This is a genomic window from Brumimicrobium sp., assembly GCF_048268645.1.
Taxonomy (GTDB): domain Bacteria; phylum Bacteroidota; class Bacteroidia; order Flavobacteriales_D; family Crocinitomicaceae; genus Brumimicrobium; species Brumimicrobium ulvae.
In genome coordinates, this window is record NZ_JBLWVE010000004.1 from 1 (window position 1) to 18,117 (window position 18,117).

The 18,117-nt window shown below is 35.9% G+C and carries 18 protein-coding genes and 1 pseudogene; 4 read left to right on the forward strand and 15 right to left on the reverse strand.

The genetic code is table 11. The features are described 5' to 3' along the window. Positions 1-265 precede the first annotated feature (265 nt). The 4 genes and pseudogenes from ACN0U3_RS04970 to ACN0U3_RS04985 form a co-directional block, all read right to left on the reverse strand. Positions 266-817, reverse strand: coding sequence for a hypothetical protein (locus ACN0U3_RS04970; protein WP_417265370.1), 552 nt, complete (start codon positions 815-817; stop codon positions 266-268). After that, a complete protein-coding gene (locus tag ACN0U3_RS04975; protein ID WP_417265494.1) occupies positions 814-1,656 on the reverse strand; it encodes a hypothetical protein in 843 nt (280 codons plus the stop codon). Before ACN0U3_RS04975 ends, ACN0U3_RS04970 begins: the two co-directional genes overlap by 4 nt. Positions 1,657-1,695: 39 nt before the next feature. Then, positions 1,696-1,863, reverse strand: a pseudogene (locus ACN0U3_RS04980) (hypothetical protein); the annotation flags it as partial. A gap of 1 nt (position 1,864) precedes the next feature. Next, positions 1,865-3,895 (reverse strand): S9 family peptidase, encoded by a 2,031-nt coding sequence (locus ACN0U3_RS04985; protein ID WP_417265371.1) that lies wholly within the window; start codon positions 3,893-3,895, stop codon positions 1,865-1,867. Positions 3,896-4,514: 619 nt separating this feature from the next. On the opposite strand from ACN0U3_RS04985, the gene fbaA reads away from it, so the two are divergent. Beyond that, positions 4,515-5,582: a class II fructose-bisphosphate aldolase gene (gene fbaA, locus ACN0U3_RS04990; protein ID WP_417265372.1), complete on the forward strand. Its 1,068-nt coding sequence runs from the start codon at positions 4,515-4,517 to the stop codon at positions 5,580-5,582. 50 nt (positions 5,583-5,632) lie between these two features. Next, complete coding sequence (accD, locus tag ACN0U3_RS04995; RefSeq protein ID WP_299204554.1) at positions 5,633-6,478, forward strand: acetyl-CoA carboxylase, carboxyltransferase subunit beta; 846 nt, start codon at positions 5,633-5,635, stop codon at positions 6,476-6,478. Between the two features lie 102 nt (positions 6,479-6,580). Here accD and ACN0U3_RS05000 read toward each other — a convergent pair whose 3' ends face one another. After that, on the reverse strand, positions 6,581-7,945 hold the full coding sequence (locus ACN0U3_RS05000; RefSeq protein ID WP_299204551.1) for a cation:proton antiporter: 1,365 nt from the start codon (positions 7,943-7,945) through the stop codon (positions 6,581-6,583). 331 nt (positions 7,946-8,276) lie between these two features. On the opposite strand from ACN0U3_RS05000, the gene ACN0U3_RS05005 reads away from it, so the two are divergent. Further along, complete coding sequence (locus ACN0U3_RS05005; protein ID WP_417265373.1) at positions 8,277-9,356, forward strand: cytochrome-c peroxidase; 1,080 nt, start codon at positions 8,277-8,279, stop codon at positions 9,354-9,356. Positions 9,357-9,432: 76 nt separating this feature from the next. Here the strand turns inward: ACN0U3_RS05005 and ACN0U3_RS05010 are convergent, their stop codons facing one another. Beyond that, entirely contained in the window at positions 9,433-9,957 is a 525-nt protein-coding gene (locus ACN0U3_RS05010) for a YceI family protein (protein WP_417265374.1), read from the reverse strand. Between the two features lie 324 nt (positions 9,958-10,281). Here ACN0U3_RS05010 and ACN0U3_RS05015 point away from each other — a divergent pair, with 324 nt between their 5' ends. Next, positions 10,282-11,466, forward strand: a complete 1,185-nt coding sequence (locus ACN0U3_RS05015) for an oxygenase MpaB family protein (RefSeq protein ID WP_299204540.1) — start codon at positions 10,282-10,284, stop codon at positions 11,464-11,466. 19 nt (positions 11,467-11,485) lie between these two features. Here ACN0U3_RS05015 and ACN0U3_RS05020 read toward each other — a convergent pair whose 3' ends face one another. From ACN0U3_RS05020 to ACN0U3_RS05060, 9 genes are all read right to left on the reverse strand, one after another. Further along, the gene (locus ACN0U3_RS05020; RefSeq protein WP_299204537.1) at positions 11,486-12,361 is read right to left on the reverse strand and encodes a pirin family protein; all 876 of its coding nucleotides are present in this window, start codon (positions 12,359-12,361) and stop codon (positions 11,486-11,488) included. A 64-nt stretch (positions 12,362-12,425) separates the two neighbouring features. Further along, entirely contained in the window at positions 12,426-13,019 is a 594-nt protein-coding gene (locus ACN0U3_RS05025; RefSeq protein WP_299204534.1) for a Crp/Fnr family transcriptional regulator, read from the reverse strand. 13 nt (positions 13,020-13,032) lie between these two features. Beyond that, positions 13,033-13,671 carry an HdeD family acid-resistance protein gene (locus ACN0U3_RS05030; RefSeq protein ID WP_299204531.1) on the reverse strand — a complete coding sequence of 213 codons (639 nt, stop codon included), beginning with the start codon at positions 13,669-13,671 and terminating at the stop codon, positions 13,033-13,035. 120 nt (positions 13,672-13,791) lie between these two features. Beyond that, the gene (locus ACN0U3_RS05035; protein WP_299204528.1) at positions 13,792-14,559 is read right to left on the reverse strand and encodes an ion transporter; all 768 of its coding nucleotides are present in this window, start codon (positions 14,557-14,559) and stop codon (positions 13,792-13,794) included. Between the two features lie 112 nt (positions 14,560-14,671). Then, positions 14,672-15,241 carry a pentapeptide repeat-containing protein gene (locus ACN0U3_RS05040; protein WP_417265375.1) on the reverse strand — a complete coding sequence of 190 codons (570 nt, stop codon included), beginning with the start codon at positions 15,239-15,241 and terminating at the stop codon, positions 14,672-14,674. 83 nt (positions 15,242-15,324) lie between these two features. Then, entirely contained in the window at positions 15,325-16,053 is a 729-nt protein-coding gene (locus tag ACN0U3_RS05045) for an FkbM family methyltransferase (protein WP_417265376.1), read from the reverse strand. 346 nt (positions 16,054-16,399) lie between these two features. Continuing rightward, entirely contained in the window at positions 16,400-16,804 is a 405-nt protein-coding gene (locus tag ACN0U3_RS05050; RefSeq protein WP_417265377.1) for a cytochrome C, read from the reverse strand. Then, complete coding sequence (locus tag ACN0U3_RS05055) at positions 16,794-17,069, reverse strand: hypothetical protein (protein ID WP_417265378.1); 276 nt, start codon at positions 17,067-17,069, stop codon at positions 16,794-16,796. The genes ACN0U3_RS05050 and ACN0U3_RS05055 overlap by 11 nt, the downstream gene beginning before the upstream one ends. 33 nt (positions 17,070-17,102) lie before the next feature. Beyond that, positions 17,103-18,113, reverse strand: coding sequence for a cytochrome c (locus tag ACN0U3_RS05060; RefSeq protein ID WP_417265379.1), 1,011 nt, complete (start codon positions 18,111-18,113; stop codon positions 17,103-17,105). Positions 18,114-18,117 lie beyond the last annotated feature (4 nt).

The window sequence follows — 18,117 nt, forward strand, 5'->3', positions numbered from 1 at the left end:
GCAAGTCATTTATTCAACATCTGAAATGAGCCGCCCTCGGCAGGAGCCTGCGGAGCAGAAACTCGTATTACTGTAAAATTGATTTTAATTAATTATTTAATGTTAAATTTACTTGGATTTCATCATGGAAATCTGGGGTAATTGAAGAAGAGAATAAAATACTTATTCTCTCGCTAAAAGGACATTATTGGTAACAATACCCCGCGAACGATATGGAACACGGAGCACCGAAGGTAATCTCGCACGAGCGGGGGGATCACAACTACTAGAATATTAATTTCATTCCAATAGATAAGCCTAACCCTGATTTATAATATCTCTCAATAGAGTTTTGTAACTGTATTGATTCTTGTTGGTTGTTATTTTCAGTAATGATTAATTGATTCAAAAGTTGTTTCCAAAACAACTCTACTTCGAAAAGAAAAGCATTCTTTTTTGAATCATCAAAATATATTTTAAATGTATAAACCCCACCAAAATTAAGATAGTTTAGGGCGTTCGTATTGTATGAATAAAAAACATCTTCTTTCTCAAGAATGGTTGTTTTTCCATATTTATATTCAATTGAGTTAGTTAATCCAAAATTATGTTGTTTATCATTTGGTAAAAGAAATAAACAAATTCCAATTCTATTAGAGAATGAACTATATCGACTTAAACTGGCTCCCCCATAAATTTTAATTCTGTTCAAAAAATAATACTGTAGTTCCAACCCAGTATTTCTTACTCCTATATTTATACCTGCTCCAAATTGATTTTGAGCATTTGAATTAAAACAGAGAATAATCATACTTAAAAACAAAAATCTTTTCATCATTTTCTTAAATTAAAATCAATAGATATTTTTCCTCCGAAAATTAATCCAGTACCAAGATTCTGAAAACCATACATCGTTTCATGATTTCCAGAAACATCATTTTTGTATTCAAAGTCAATCAAATTGAAATAATGAAATTGTACTCTTAAAAATAATTCAGTTTTAATTCTATCACTTTTAAGAACCGTTATATTCATTCCTGTTACAGCTGAAATAGAATACCCTGCATATTTGTATTCATCAAAAACATTAGATGAATTAGTAACCATTGAGTAGTTTTCTACCGTCCCATGAAACTTTGGAATTGTAGCTAATACTCCTAGGCCACCTCCACCTTCAAAACCAAATGACGAGTTACCAATTTGTAATGTAAATAAATAATTTCCTCCAAATTGATTAATACCTCCACCGTAATGAAAAATTTCATTATTTGTTTTAAACTTATAATGATATCCCCCAAGTCCAATATTATGGGTGTTTCCATTTTTAGCGAGAATCCCTAACTCTAAAACATTAAATGCGCTTGATGGTTCATCCATTTTCCAACCAGGATTATAGATGTAATCAAAACTTTCATAATTATCAATATCATTTGGACTATCGTTAATCAAGCTATTATATATAGCAAAACCATAATTTGACACTGGGGCGATAAAAGGTATTGGGCCACCCATCGATAATGATAATTTAAATTCTTTGTCTTTTTTTGTTAAATTTAGTAATCCATTATTTTGCTTAAAAGGATTTCCAAGTCGTCGATTTGCGTCTGATTCCCCATTTGGTTCAGCTGCTTTTTTATCCTCGGTTTGTTCTGCTTCCAAACCTTCAAGTTCAACCATATGTATAACCTTATTCTCACTAAAAGCATAAGGACTATTATGAGGATACTTCGGAGCCAACGGATCCACCGCAAAGAACCTCCCGACCCTTGGGTCGTGCATTCTATATTTGTAATTTATTGAGTTCCCCTCGCCTTTAACCTCGTCATCCATTTCCTGTCCTTGGAAGCCATAACGATACCCATCACTTCTAACCTGCCAATGCATGTTAGTTCTTTAAGGTCTCATCCAACCAGTTGAAGAATTCCTTCTGCCAAACCATTGCGTTTTGTGGTGAAAGTATCCAGTGGTTTTCTTCTGGGAAGTATACCATTCTCGACTTGATGCCTTTTAATTGTGCTGCTTGAAATGCTTCGAAACTTTGTCCTTCTGGAACTCGGAAGTCTTTTCCTCCTTGGATAATAAGAATCGGTGTATCCCAATTGTTGACCAATTTGTGTGGACTAAATTCGGTGTAGGACTTTTCATTTTCTTTATCCCAATATGGACCACCAATGTCGTGATTGGCAAAGAATAACTCTTCTGTTGTTCCGTACCAAGAAGTCATGTTGAAGAGTCCAGCATGTGCAATCAAAGACTTGAATCGGCCTTCGTGAACCCCTGCTAGGTAAAATACAGAGTATCCACCATAAGATGCACCTACGGCACCAATTCTTTCTTTGTCAACGTAATCTTCCTTACTCACGTCATCAATCGCTGCTAAATAATCACGAATGGATTGACCTCCCCAGTCCTTGGAAATGGCATCATTCCATTTTTGACCAAAACCAGGCAAACCTCTGCGGTTTGGAGCAACAACAACATAACCGTCAGAAGCCATTAATCTGAAATTCCAACGGAAAGAGAAAAACTGACTTACTGCACTTTGAGGTCCTCCTTGACAATAAAGCAAAGTGGGGTACTCTTTATTTTTATCAAAGTTAGGTGGTAAAATAACCCATGTCAACATTTTCTTGTTGTCTGATGTCGTAACCCATCTTTTTTCAATGGTTGGCGCATCAAATTGTTTTAATACCTCATCATTTGCGTGTGTCAATTGTTTTGCTTTTCCTGTTTTGATGTCAACTTCAAACATTTCGTTAGGATGTAACATTGATTGACGCATGGCAATGAGTTTCTTACCTGCTAAGGCTAAACTTCCATAATTGTGGTCACCAGTTGTTATTTGACGGTGTTTTTTTGTTTTAACATCTAATTCAAATAGTTGGTAGGTTGCTTCCGTAACAGCGAGAAAGTAAATTTTATCTCCTTTTTCATTCCATACAAAACTACTCACGGTTAAATCGATACTTTCGGTTAAGTTTCTGTCCATTTGTGTTTTGATGTCTCGAATAATGATGTCGTTTTTATCGGCTTCGAAGCCATCTGTGGCCATGCTCAACCATGCTAATTGATGCGACTTTTCGTGAAACACTGGGTGGGTGTCATAACCTTGATATGCTTCTGTCCAATTGCTGGTTTCCTTTGTCCCAATGTTGTAAACATACAACTCAGAATCTGTACTTACCGCATATTCTTTTCCAGTTTTCTTTTTGGATGCATAAATGACCAATTCTTCATTGTAGAACGCAACGTTTTCTAATCCACTAAATGGTTTCATTACTCCATCATACTGAGTTCCTTCTAATAAATTAACTCCATTAGGGTTGGCTTTTCCGTTTTCTATAGTATATAAAAACAGTTGGTCACTGAACTCATCTTGCCATTTGTCCCAGTGTTTATACATGAGGTCATCATAAATTTGGACATTGGCCTTTGGATATTTAGGATAACGATCAGCAGTTGTTTCCCTGGTCTTCACACGTTCTAGCGTTATTATATATTTCCCTTCTGGACTGATTTTAAAATCTAATAATTGATCAGAAGGTCTTTTCAATATTGTTTTGATTTCAGGCTGCTTAATAGAAGAAGTCACAATTTGTGTCTCCTCATTTGCTGTGATTACCCCAGCAACTCCATCTTTAATCCATCGGATCGCTCCAATTTTAGCGAGTTCACCTGTAATCAATTCACTGTTTCCTTTTTTTAAATCATAAATGTAATGGTCACTTTTACCATTGTTCTTGTCCATGTCATAAACAGAAGAACTGTAGAGAACAGAAGAATGGTCTGGAGAAACACTCCCCCCATTAATACGTTTTAATTCCCATAGTTTTTCTGGAGTAAAAGTTTGATTTTGTCCATAAACGAATGGCGCTACTAAAAGTAGGAATCCACTTGCAAGTTTCTGTAAATTCATTGGTTTGTATTTTATGAAAAAGTGAAATTATAAAAAATATGGGATGAAAAGATGTTTTTTACACGATTTAAGGCCAATTGTATCAAAATCTAAAAGAAACTGTACAAATTCAGCTGAAATAAGGGTTGAAAACACTGAAAAGCTAACGTTTGGAGCTGAGAATATTTACATCTAGGCTTTACTTTGTGTTGCTTTTACAGAAATTTTGAAAGCATATGATTAGCTTCCTAGGACTGAGGTTCAAGGCTATTGCAATTCGTCCCTTTGGGACATATCGATAATCCATCCCTAAAAGAGCAGTAGGTGATGAGTGTAATACTGTTTCCTACCATTTAACCTATCATTATTAAAAAGGTCAGACCATAAGCAGACCATAATAAGTCTGTAAATTAAGTAACATCGAGCCAATCCTGAAAAGGATGGGACGTAGTAGTCAAGGAGGTTAGTCCTTGGTATAAAACCGCAATACCTTGAACGTAGTTCTGCAAGGACGACACCATAGAAGTCTTCTCCTATTTTTATTCACCCTATCTTTAAAAGAAAAAACCATTCTAACCCCACTATGTTTATCCCTTGTTAAAGATATTTAGTACATTTGCTATCCTAAAAAGATAAGATTATGTCACACTCAATTAAGCCCGGAGTTGCAACGGGGGATGAAGTTCAAAAGATTTTCAAATACGCAAAGGAAAATAACTTTGCTTTACCAGCGGTGAATGTTGTTAGTTCTAGTACAATTAACGCTTGTTTAGAGACAGCAGCAAAAGTAAATGCCCCTATTATCATTCAGTTTTCGAATGGAGGCGGAGTATTTAATGCCGGAAAAGGACTTTCCAATGAAAATGAACAAGCTGCCATTGCAGGAAGTATTGCAGGAGCAAGACACGTTCATTTGTTGGCTGAGCTCTATGGAGCGACTGTGATTTTACATACAGACCATTGTGCTAGAAAGTTATTGCCTTGGATTGATGGTTTATTAGATGCCAGTGAAGAGGAATTCAAAAGAACAGGTAAGCCTTTGTTTAGTTCGCATATGATTGATTTATCCGACGAACCAATTGAGCAAAACATTGAAACATGTAAGAAGTACCTTGAGCGCATGAGCAAAATAGGGATGACTTTAGAAATTGAATTGGGAATTACGGGTGGAGAAGAAGACGGAGTAGACAATACAGATGTTGATGTTTCGAAATTATATACACAACCAGAAGAAGTTGCTTATGCTTATGAAGAGCTTTTAAAAGTGAGTGACAAGTTTACCATTGCAGCAGCATTTGGAAACGTACATGGTGTATACCGTCCGGGGAATGTTGTATTAACACCAAAGATCCTAAAAAATTCACAAGAGTACATCGAAAAGAAATACAATACAGGAGAAAATCCAGTTGACTTTGTTTTCCATGGTGGTTCTGGTTCTTCAGTTGAAGAAATTCGTGAAGCAATTGGATATGGTGTGATTAAAATGAATTTAGATACCGATATGCAATATGCATTCAACACAGGTGTACGCGATTACATGGTGAAATACAATGATTATTTGAATTCACAAATCGGAAATCCCGAAGGAGACGATTTACCAAATAAAAAGTACTACGATCCAAGAAAATGGATTAGAGAAGGTGAGATTTCATTTGTAGAAAGACTTACAAAGTCATTCGAAGATTTGAATAATATTGACACCTTATAATTATTTTGATAAAAAATATCACTATTTTAGTGATGAAAAAATAGAATTTAATGGTTTGGTTTAAGAGAAAGTTAGACGGGATACAGACGTCCACAAAGGATAAAAAAGAAACTCCAGAAGGTTTATGGTATAAATGTCCAAAGTGTCAGACTGTAGTTACAACGGAAGATCACACAGCAAGTTTTTTTGTGTGTGAGCGCTGCAGCTTTCACGAACGAATAGGTTCGGAAGAATACTTCCAACTCTTTTTCGATAATGGAGAATATAAAGAAATCGACAAGAAGTTGAAATCTGGTGACCCATTAGAGTTTGAAGACACAAAAAAGTATGTGGACAGGATTAAGCAAACACAGAAGAAAACTGGGCTAACAGATGCTATACGTACTGCGCATGGTAAAATTGATGGTCAAGACTTTGTTATTGCAGCGATGGATTTTAGCTTTATTGGAGGATCGTTAGGTTCTGTAATGGGAGAGAAAATTGCCAGAGCAATCGACAAAGCCATTAAGTTAAAAGCACCATTCATGATTATTTCTAAATCGGGTGGAGCACGAATGATGGAAGCAGGTCTTTCTTTAATGCAAATGGCGAAGGTCAGTGCAAAGTTAAATCAGCTTTCTGCTGCAAAATTACCTTATATTTCATTCTTAACAGATCCAACTACAGGAGGGGTGACGGCTTCGTTTGCGATGCTTGGAGACATCAACATTGCAGAACCTGATGCCTTAATCGCATTTGCGGGTCCACGTGTAGTTAAAGAGACAATCGGTCGAGAATTACCTTCAGGTTTCCAACGTTCAGAATTCGTTCTAGAACATGGTTTCCTTGACTATATCGTAGATAGACATCATTTACGCGATGAAGTATCTAAGTCGATTAGAATGTTCATGAACTAAAATAGACACTCAACAAAAAGCCTTCATTGTATCAATGAAGGCTTTTTTTATTTGTTTCTGTTTTGCTCTTTTGCTCTTTGAGGTCTTTTCCTTGCCGACTTGTTAACGAAGGTTTTCTTCATCTTCTTCGTCTGTACCGTCCTCTATTTCATCTGATATTTCTTGCGTTAGTGATTGATCTTGGTCAAGTTCTTGAGTAGACGCTTCTTTCTCGGAAGGGAATTCCGCATCTTCTGGTCCCATGGCCATTTTTTCTTTTTTCTTGGTGAAAAACAATTCATCCTTTTGTTTATTGAAAATTAAGCCAATCATCATAATAATCACAGTGAGGATGATTACCTGTGTTACCAAAGACTCATTCACAAGATCAATTCGGTCTTCAGGTACAATATATAAAAACAACAAGATGGTGATCAAACCACGTGGTGCGATAAACATCAGGGGCATCAACTGAACCCTAGATATTTTTAATTGAACAAAGCGGATTAAAAAGATGGCACCAACAATTCCCAAAGCCCAGAAAAAAGTCTGCTGATTTAAGAGCTCCTCAGTGTTGATTAAAAAACCAAATAAGAGAAAGAACATTACCCTTACCAAGAAGGTTCCTTCTCGGAGTATTTCATGGAACTTGGTGACTTCATTTTCTAACTTATTCAAGGTAAAACGTTGGATAAATTTGAGGCGTTTGATCTCTTCTAGATTCCCTAGGAACATTCCAAATAACATAATGAAAATCAATGCTGGGAGGTGATATATCTTTGAAAGTGTATAGATTAAAATCACCAAGATGATAATTGGAATAAACTTTATTTGATGCGTAATTCTTGCCAAAAGGAATGATAATCCAACCGTTGCAATAAATGAAATAACAGCAATGATGATGATTTGGAAAATAAAAATCCAAAATGAATGGAAATCGATGGTAACATTCCTGAAAACAAAATCGAAAAATAAAACACCAAGAATATCAGAAATACTGCTTTCATAAGTAACAAACTCTTTGTTTTTCTTACCCAGATTTATAGCACTTGGTATAGCAATGGCAGAGCTGATTACGGTTAAAGGAATGGCACCGATTAACGCTTTTCGAAAGTCCGGGTCGATGTCTCCTGCACCATAATTAACTTGGTAATAATAGAAGGCGCCTGCCAGTACAAATCCGAGTACCATCATGGGAATCAATGCCACAATTACGGACTTTTTTAAGACAGAAAGTTTAGATTTATTGAATTCAAGCTCTAAGGATCCTTCAAGAACAATTACAATTAAACCTATAGTTCCCAAAATAGGAAGTAGCCCGCTAAGGTTGGGTACATTGATATTGAAAACATCAGTAAATTGCTGTAATCCCCACCCTGAAAGGAGCAAAAGAATAACAGATGGAATCTTTGTTTTAGATGTTGTTAAATCGAATATGTATGCTATAATAATGAGCACACAAAATGCAATAATAAACGTGTTTGTCATCGCTTTGTTTTACATGCTTTTCAATATTGTTCTCCCTTATAGAAGATGAAAAACACTTGGTTTATTCCTTTAAATATAACAAGAATTAAAAAGGAGAAGGGTAAAAACTGTGCTTAATTGGTGCTTTTCTTTTTCACTTCCAATTTTGTTTGACTTCCGTTCTAATAAGAATTTAGTGGTTTGCTTTTTTTAGGATGTTGATTTCGAGTGAAAAAAGCATTGATTAGACACATTATAAATTATCGATATTCAAGGGCTTTTTAAGTTTAAATGATGAGGCAATTTAGTAAATTTGTATCAGTCACTGATTTAATAATAAATTACATTTATAATGCTTAAAAACAAAGGAGGAATACTGTATTTAGTTGGATTGATTATTTCAATTGTTATTGTTATAGTGCTGTACATCAAGTACAGTGAAGATCCGGTAATAGACGAACAGGTGAATGATGTAAAGGAAGTTTCTTCATTTGACCCAGAAAAGGAAAAAGAGTTAAAGGCGCAAGCGGATATATTTTTCACTTCGATTTCACAAGTACCCAAAGAGGACATTCCAAGTAATAAGATTGCTTTAGGGAAGATGCTTTATTTTGATACCCGTTTGTCATTGGATGGAACCATCAGTTGTAATTCGTGTCACGACATGAATACTTACGGTGTTGATAATTTAGCGCTTTCTCCAGGAGATACTAAAGAATTAGGAAATAGAAATTCACCAACTGTTTTTTATGCTCACTTACACTCAATGCAATTTTGGGATGGAAGAGCAAAAGATGTTGAAGAGCAAGCTGAAGGTCCTATTTTGAACCCTGTAGAACACAATATTCCATCGGGGGAGTTCTTGGCTAAAAGATTAAGAGAAGTGGAGGAGTATCAAACTTTGTTTAAAGAAGTTTACCCAGATTCTGCTCAACCAATTACGTTTGCAACAATCACTAATGCGATTGGAGCGTTTGAACGTCAACTGGCGCCAATGAGTCGTTTTGATGAGTGGCTAGATGGTGACAAAGATGCTTTGTCAACCCACGAAAAGGAAGGATTAAAAGCATTTATAGATAATGCGTGTATCACTTGTCATAATGGGCCTGCGTTAGGAGGTTCTATGCTGCAGAAATTCGGCTTGTATGGTGATTACTGGGAACATACAAAAAGCAGTGTGATCGATAATGGTGTGTTTGATTTGTCAAAGAATGAAAATGACCGATATGTATTTAAAACACCAGGATTGAGAAATGTTGAAATGACTTACCCCTATTTTCATGACGGCTCGGTTGAAAGCCTTGAAGAAGCAGTTAGAATTATGGGGAAACTGCAAATCACAAACGAACTCAGTGAAGAAGATGTGCAAAGTATTACAGCTTTCTTGAAAGCTTTAACTGCGGATGTTGATGATGAGTTTAAACAGCAATAAATAGCAATAGATCTTAAATAGAAAAGGTGTGATTAATTTCGATCACACCTTTTTCTTTGCTAAAAACCCGATTGGACTATGGAATTAAAAAGCAATTGATTGCAATCTCAACTTCCGTTCCTACCATAAAAGTACCTGTGTCTTCGCCAATTTTATAGTCAAAACGATCTAAGGTAAAGAAACTGGTCAGTTTGTTGTCTTGAAAAGTTAATGGAATTTCTATGGTTTTTGTCACCCCATGCAATGTTAACTTCCCTTGGGCAATATATTTCTCTCCGCTTTTTGTGATTTTATCAGAAGTAAAGCAAATCGTTGGATAAGTTACTACCTCAAAAAAGTCTTCTGAACGCAAATGTTCATCACGCTTTTTGTTTTTTGTGTTGATTGATGAAGCGTCAATACAGACATCGATTTTTGCTGACTCTAATTGATTGGGATTGAAATTAACTTTACCTGTAAATCCTGAAAAAGTTCCTTTAACATTGCTAATTCCCATATTCCCTATTTTAAAATAGACCATAGACTTTGACTTGTCAATGGTTTGTGAAAACACAGAAAGTTGAATTAAAATTAAACTGAATAGTAAGAGTGTATTTTTCATTTTGTAACCTTTAATATTAGCCTTATTATTCAATAAGCACTAATGTGAATTTTAATAAATGTACGGTAATTTTTGTAAAATCACTACGTTTTTATTCCTGTAAAGTGTTTTGCATTAGGATGCTGCTCATTTAAATGTATTCTGATTAAGCAGTTAACGTAAGCAATAATGCAGGTGGGAAAGCTCCATCAAAAGTGTAAATGATCTTACTTGAAGAGTTACTGTTCCCTTGAAACATTTTGGCCATATTGATTGATTTTATGATTTTAGTTAAAAATAAGGTATTATTACGAGAATAAAAGTTTTGCAAGAAAATCGTATAGAATGGAATCATTGAAATTAACCCCACGTTATAAGAATTCCCCTCATTTTAGAGCATATTGGGAGGAAGGCAACGGAAAAGATTTAATTGAATGGAGTGGAGCAGAAGTGAGTTTTAAAAAATTCGAAGAAAAAACGCATTTGTATCATAAAGTGGATGTGTTGGGAGATGAGGTTGTGACTGATTTTTATCAAGGAAAAACATATAGGGAAGCCAACCAGGCCATTGAGCAACTCATTCGTTATGGTGTACCAAAAGATGCAGAGCTTCCGCAGAGTGTTAAGGAATTATTCGAATTTTCTGAGTGTGTTCCTGAGTGGTTGGATGAAGATTTATTGAAAAGTGGAGCCGAGGCTTGTATGAAAACAGGATTAGACGCCTTGTTGTCACTACGAGATTACAGTTTAATGGGCGGATATGATTATGCCTACCTCAATAAACCACTCGTTTTCACAGGGGCATTAAAAAAAGGCGCTTTAAAACGCTTGGCAGAAACTTTAGAGTTTTGGGTTAATGTTACACGTCATGACGCAATGCAAATTCATGCGAAAGGATATGAGTTTGCCATCAAAACCCGCTTAATTCATTCTTATGCACGCTTGAAATTGAAGGAGCATTATCAAGATTGGGATCAACAAACGATGGGCGAACCTATTAATTGGTGGGATATGACAGCGACTTCGAATGGATTTAGTTTAGTCTTACTCCATGGTCTAAAAAAATTGGGGAATTCTTTTACGGAGGAGGAAGAATTAGGAATGTTCCATTTGTGGAAATATATCTCCTATTTATTGGGGGTGCCAGAAGAATGCCTGCCAGACAATAAAAAAGCCGCTGTTGAAGATTTTTATTTGTGGACTTCAATTCAACCTCCAGCAGATGAAGACTCTGTTTATCTTGCCCAATCATTAATTCAAGAGTCTTTAGAAAACCCTATTCTTCGCTACAATTACCAACGGAAATTGTTGAACTATGTTCATATCAGTGGTTCTAAGTTTTTATTGGACAAGGAAGTTTTTGAGCGCTTACAACTGCCAGAAGTTTGGAATGCTGGATTGATTCCCAATACGATTAAGCTAGGAAATACCATCGCAGAAAAAGTACTAAGTCGCAAGCAACTTATCGCGCGAGGAGACAAAGCACAGATGAATATATTGAATCAGTATAAGGCAATTACGAATTCGTAATTGAACAATTCGAAATTGACTATTCTAGATACCCAAACTTCCCTTCGTTGAAATCTTGAAACGCTTCTACTAGTTCATCTCTGGTATTCATAACGAAAGGACCATGAGCGGCAATCGGTTCGTTCAATGGCTCGCCACTAAGCACTAATACAATCGCATCTTCAGTTGCTTCGAGTTGAAATTCCTCCCCTTTTCTGTCCATTAATGCAAGATGGTCTGTTGGAATTTCTTCTTTACCATTCACCTTAATGCTTCCTTCGATTACAAGTAAGGTTGTGGTGAAGTGTGCAGGAAAGTTAAAATCTGCTTTTCCTCCTTTATTTAATTTTGCATTCATCATGTGAATAGGAGAGAAGGTCGTTGCAGCTCCTTTAGTGCCTTTATATTCTCCAGCGATAAGCTCTACAGTTCCTGCTTTGTTATCAAGCTCAACTTTTTTAATGTTATCGGTGGTAAGGGCCTGGTATTTTGGTGGAGTACTTTTGTCTTTTTTGGGAAGATTTACCCACAGTTGAACCATTTGAAAATCCCCTCCTTTTTTACTCCATTCTTCATCGTGATATTCCTTGTGAAGTATCCCATTTCCTGCGGTCATCCATTGAACCTCTCCTTCGCCAATTACACCTCCACCACCACTACTGTCGTGATGTGCAACCTTGCCCTGATAGGCAATGGTCACTGTTTCAAATCCTTTGTGCGGATGAACCCCAACACCTCTTGGACTATCCGTGGGTGGAAAGTTGAATTTAGAATTGTAATCCAACATGATAAATGGATCCATTGATTTCATATCAAGTCGTGGAATCCCAGGGATAAAGTTATGTACCCTAAATGCATTTCCTACAAAGTGTGGAGGAACAGGTGCTGCAATAAAATCTATATTTTTTGTCTTCATATTTTTTTAATGTAAAGATACGGAGGAGATCAGCATCGTGCATTGACCTATGTTAAGAAGGCTTTTATTTCTTGAAGTTTCGTGTGGCCAATTCTTTTCTGACACGACTCAAACTTTCAGGAGCAATTCCAAGGTATGAGGCCACCATCCATTGTGGAACACGCAGAAGAATATCTGGATACATTTTGATGAAAGTCAAGTACCTTTCTTCAGCTGTTGCGCTCAACAAAAGGTTGATTCTGTTTTGAAGGTGACGAATATGGTTGTTGAGCAACTCATTGTTGAAGGTTGCAAATTCAGGTAGTTCCTCCTCTAGTTTTTCGATTATCTTTTTGTCTAGAATAAACACTTCTGTATTTTCTAAAGCTTCAATGTTGTACTTTGATGGTTTATTGTAATACAAGCTCTCCCTATCGTTCACCAGCCAGCCTTCTGGAGCAAATTGAAGGACGTGTTCTTTTCCCTTTTCGTCGATAGAATATTGCCTTAGCAGTCCTTTTTCAACAAAGAATATAGATTCACAGAGGTCACCAGCAAAAACTAGAAAGTCACCTTTGTTGAAAGTTTTGCGTTGATTTTGACTTAAGAACTGACTTAATACTTTTTCATCGACCTCAATATTAGAGGTAAGAAATTCTGAAAATCTATATTCTTGCATAAATAGAGAATGATTAATCGAAAAGTTCGTCTTTAATTTCTTCAATAATATCATCAAATCGATCACGAAGCTCCTTGGAAACTTTTTTCACACTGTGCTTTACTTTTCTCAAGCGTAAAGAAAGGAAAATGTTTAAAAGTCCAATGGCAAAGAAAGATAGGCCTATCCATGTTACTACAGTGGCTCCGGTAAATTGAGGATTGATCAGAAGAATAAAAGAGAAAATAACTCCAACTATTCCAAGTGCCATTAATCCTCCCCATTGGGAAACACCATAATCTTTTATGTCAATAGCAAAACTAATGGCTGCAATGGATCTAAACATAAAGGTTAATCCGACAAACACAGCTAAAGTCAACATCGACAATTCTGGTTGAAGCGTTAAGGCAAGTCCAAAGAAAAAAGTAACCAAACCAAAGATTAAAGTCCACGCCCAGTTGTCCATTTCATTCCTGTTGGCCAGTGAAAATATCACTTCAAACACTCCTGCAATAATGAAGGACAGGCTAAAAAGCAGTGCTAAGGTTTGAAAAGTAGATTCAGGAAATGAAAAGACGAAAATTCCTGCACCAATAAATAAAATCCCAACGATAAGTGGGATGTACCAGTTTTTGACTGTTTTTGTCATCGCTTTTAAACTAAAGTTACTCATGATCTATTGTTTTAAGTTACACCAAGAATTCTTTACCCTTGGTAGGTACAATTTACGGATAATTTTCTATTTGTAGGGCTATATTTTAGGTTTCAATTAGACTTAATTTGGCCAATAAAGTTAATCTTTAATTTCTGAATCGGTAGTTGACTCCTGCTTGTTTTGCAGAATTGCTTCTTCCTCCTCTTCTTCCATTTGTCTGGCTTTTGTGAGGGCACTGGCCACAAGACCAGCAGGAATGGTAACGATACCAACGCCAATCATTAGAATAAGGAAAGTAAACAGTTTTCCTCCCATTGTTATCGGATAAACATCGCCGTAACCTACTGTAGTTAGGGTAACAATAGCCCACCACCCACTGTGGAATACAGATTTAAAGACCTCTGGTTGCGCAGCATTCTCAAAGTAATATATTCCTGCCGAGGCTAGAAAAATAAATATACCAGTAACGATAAGGAAAAGAATAACCTCCTCGCGTATGAGTTTCGCAACGATATGAAATCTGTTGAGCGCTTTGTTGTAACGAATGAGTTTGAAAGCTCTGAATATTCTAAAAATTCTGAAGGCACGCAATGAGCGTAGATCAAAGGTTGCGCTGAGGAAGAATGGGAGAATGGCTAAAAAGTCGATAACTCCATAAAAACTGAAGATGTATTTGAGGGGATTCTTGGCTACATAAATGCGTAAAATATATTCAATGGTAAAAACAATAACACTGACTGTTTCAATCCAGTGTAAAATTGTTATTGTTGTTTCAGAATTATCGGGAAGCGTCTCAATGGCATAAGCTGTGAGCGAAATGAATATCAGAAACTCAATGATGTAATCAAAGATTTTACCTTTTTTGGTGGTGTTGTCTTCTACAATTGTACGTAGTTCAGCTCTCATTTATGATTTGGTTTTTAGCAGCTTTAAAGAGTGAAATTAAAATTATTTGGTGCAAATGCCAAGTTTTTTTTTACTCTTTATTTTCTCTTCATTCCCTTTTCTAACTTTTGATTTAGCCTACTTTAATCTGATATTTATTCAATAATCCCACGACGTTTTGTTGAGAAAACTGTGCACCTTTCATTCTGTTTCTTTCTGGATCGATAGACAAGTTCAATGCTGTTCTAAAGTCTGCTTTGGCTAAAGTACAATTTGTAAATGTTGCTCCAATAATATCGCTTTGATCAAAGTCAGCAGAACTAAGGTTGCAATCTGTAAAGTCTACTTCTTGAAGTTTACATTGTGAAAAGCGTGTTTTAACGAGTTTCTTTTTAAAAAAAGAAGAATGGTTCAACATACAATTATCAAAAGCCACTTGAAATAAGAAATCACTACATTCGTCAAAGTGAAGCCCTAACATTTTACAATTGTTGAAGCGTACATCTTGCAAACTTGTTCCTCCAAGTTTCACAGCACTTAAATTACAATCATGAAATTCACAATCAATAAAGCGAATATTTGAAAGGTCAGAGTTTGCAAAATTACAATTGATGAAAGTACAGAGTTCATAATCACCTCTTTCTAAACTTTCAATTGAATAATCTTCTTTTTCAAAGGTCACTTCTTCTATCAAATTCGCCATATTTCTTGCTGTTTGGGTGATTTGCAAAGTTAATCCGACAAAAGTCGGGAACAAACTAAAATAGAAAATAAAGAAAGGAATTGTTACTTTTTAGGAGCGGCAACGAAATAATATTCATCATTGTTGTTGAAGTGTCTCGTAAATTGAGCATTGCTTAGTGCAGTCTTGTTTTTGATGAATGATTTTAAAGTATATACTGTTAAGCCGATTTCTTCGTTAAGAAATTGATGTAATTCTTCGGGTTTCGTCCCATAATAATCACTGGCTCCTTTTCCGCATTCAAAAAGTATGATAGGTTTGTTTCTTTTTAGTAGGCTTTTGGCTCCTTTTAGCACACCGAACTCTCCTCCTTCAACATCAATTTTTATGAAATGAATTTTTTCATCTGTGGGAATTAATTCGTCTAGGGTTTTTATCTCCACATTGATCTCTTCAATTTCCGGATTTTTGACGGCGTATTTTCGCTTTTGAATTCCACTATATGCAGGAGCATTTTTCACTAAATTAAAAGTGGTTGATCCACTTTTGTCTGATAATGCATATGGGTAAAGTGTGGCTTTAAGGGCATACTTAACTTTTAAATTCTCGAATAAATAAGGAATTGGTTCAAATGCATAGTGTTTTCCTTGAGGAGAGTAGGTCAACATTAAATCTAATATCTCACCTTTATGACAACCTACGTCAATGCAATTGTGGTTGTTTTTTAAAAACTTCTTTAAGATTGCTCTTGTTAATCTATCGTATTCTAAATTTTTGGTCAAATCCAGACGAAGATTAATGAGTATTTCCCTAAGGATATCTTTTACAGCCATAAAATGTTTTATTAATTGCCTTAATAAAAGGAGTATATCAGTTTATTTCGGCTCAAAGATATAGATTTTAATCTCTGTTTGATTTACACAAGGTGATTTTATAATTATTTTTTCAGCTTCTCTCTTTTATTGGTCTCAGAAGGAGTTACAATTATGCTCCGATAGGCCAATCAGATTTTAGACTTTAGTCTAAGGCCTATTTTTTCACAAAGAGAATATTGGCTTAAAAACTCTGATGAATATCCACTGATACAAAAAACTCCCCCAATTATATAAACAACTGAGGGAGCTGAAATTTAAACAAACTGATGATTTAAGAATGGTGTTGAACTGATTTAGTTCTTGGTTATAGGTTGAAATAAGTGATGGTGTAAAAGGCAGCCCATCCAATGAAAGCGATAAGGATAATCCACAACCAACTAGGAATACTTTTTGGGGTTTCAGATCCTTCAATTATGAATTGGTTGAGGTCTCCTTTGTCGTAAGCATTAATCATAAGTGGTAATGTTCCATCCACGACTTTGTTGTCGCTGAGACCTTCAAGGTCTATGGCTGGACCATTTCTAACGATAAATTTTACTTTTCTTACACCTTCTCGACCTTTCGATGATTTACCAACTATTTTTAAGGTGTGCTCTCCATCGGTTAATTTCTTTGTATCTAATTCGAATTGTACAGGCGTGTCTAGCTCTGCAATTGGATGAATTTCTTCGTCGATGAAGAGTTTTACTTTGCATGGATTAGTTTTCATATTCTTCTTCTCTTAAAATGGATTGTTTAATATGGTCTGCTTTCTTTTCGCCGGGTTTTACCAAATATTTTATCGAATAAAACAAAGTGAGTAAGGTCAGGATAGACATAAAAGCTATAATCACCCAATCCCAATTACTTTCTGGACCAGCGCCATGGGTCAGCCCCATGGTCACTTTTGGCTGTTGACGTTCACAAACAGGGCAAGCAAAACCAAATTGTGCCAAGCCCATGAGTATGATTAATGTCCAATATTGTTTTTTCATCTTTCTTTTAGTTAATTATGAATTATCTCTTCATTACTCTTTGCTTGTTGTTAATTTTAGAAAGTCCATGATTTTCTTTACTTCCTCTAGCGTAACAGGTTCGGCATCATTTCCCCAACTGGTTCGTTCGTGATTAATGATTGCAGTCACTTCTTCTGGAGTTAAATTATTATCTGTTCCAACAGCATTCATTACTGCATATTCCTCACGGGCGTTATACCCATTCATTATGATGTCTACAAACAATTCTATATCATCATCGAGTACAACTTTACTTCCGATTAAACTTGGAAAAGCACCTTTGAGTCCTTCGCCATTGGCTTGGTGACAAGCTTGACAATTACTGGCGTATAATTTTTGACCATCAGGAAGACTCTCTTTGCCACCAGTTGATGCTGTTTTTGGAATTTCCTTTTTGTATAAAAATTCCATTGGTTTTTTTCCTGTCGGTAAGGGAGTTTGTTTTAAACTTTGTAAGTATGCTACAAGGTCTAATGCTTCTTGGGTTGCTACGATATCTCCTTTTACACCTTTTCTATATTTGTCTGGAACGTTGACTAGAATATCTGTCGAATCAGCTGATTTTTTTGTTTTGAATAACCATGGATAGGCAGGCATTATAGAATTCTCTACAACAGCTCGAGGTTGATATAAATGGAGTAAATTCCACGCCATTGAAGGTTGTCTTTTTCCAACATTGGTTAAGTCAGGTCCTGTTCTTTCAGTTCCCATTAAGGTTGCTGTGTTTCTCCAGAAGTCCTCTCGTTCTATGTGGGCGTAATCTGCAGGGATTCCAGGTCTATCTCCCCAAACATTGTCCATGTCTACATTCCTTACTTGTTGGGTATGACAAGCAACACAACCATTGGCAATAAAGCTCTTTTTACCTGCATGTTCATCTTTGGTTAATGGTGAGGAGCCTGGAAGTGGCGCGTTGTCTCTTTGATTGTTAATTGCGGGAAGTATCGCAACAATTAGTGTGAGTCCGACAAAAAGTGCAAATGCTGATCGGAATAGTTTTTTGTGATTATCGAAAAAGTCCATGGTC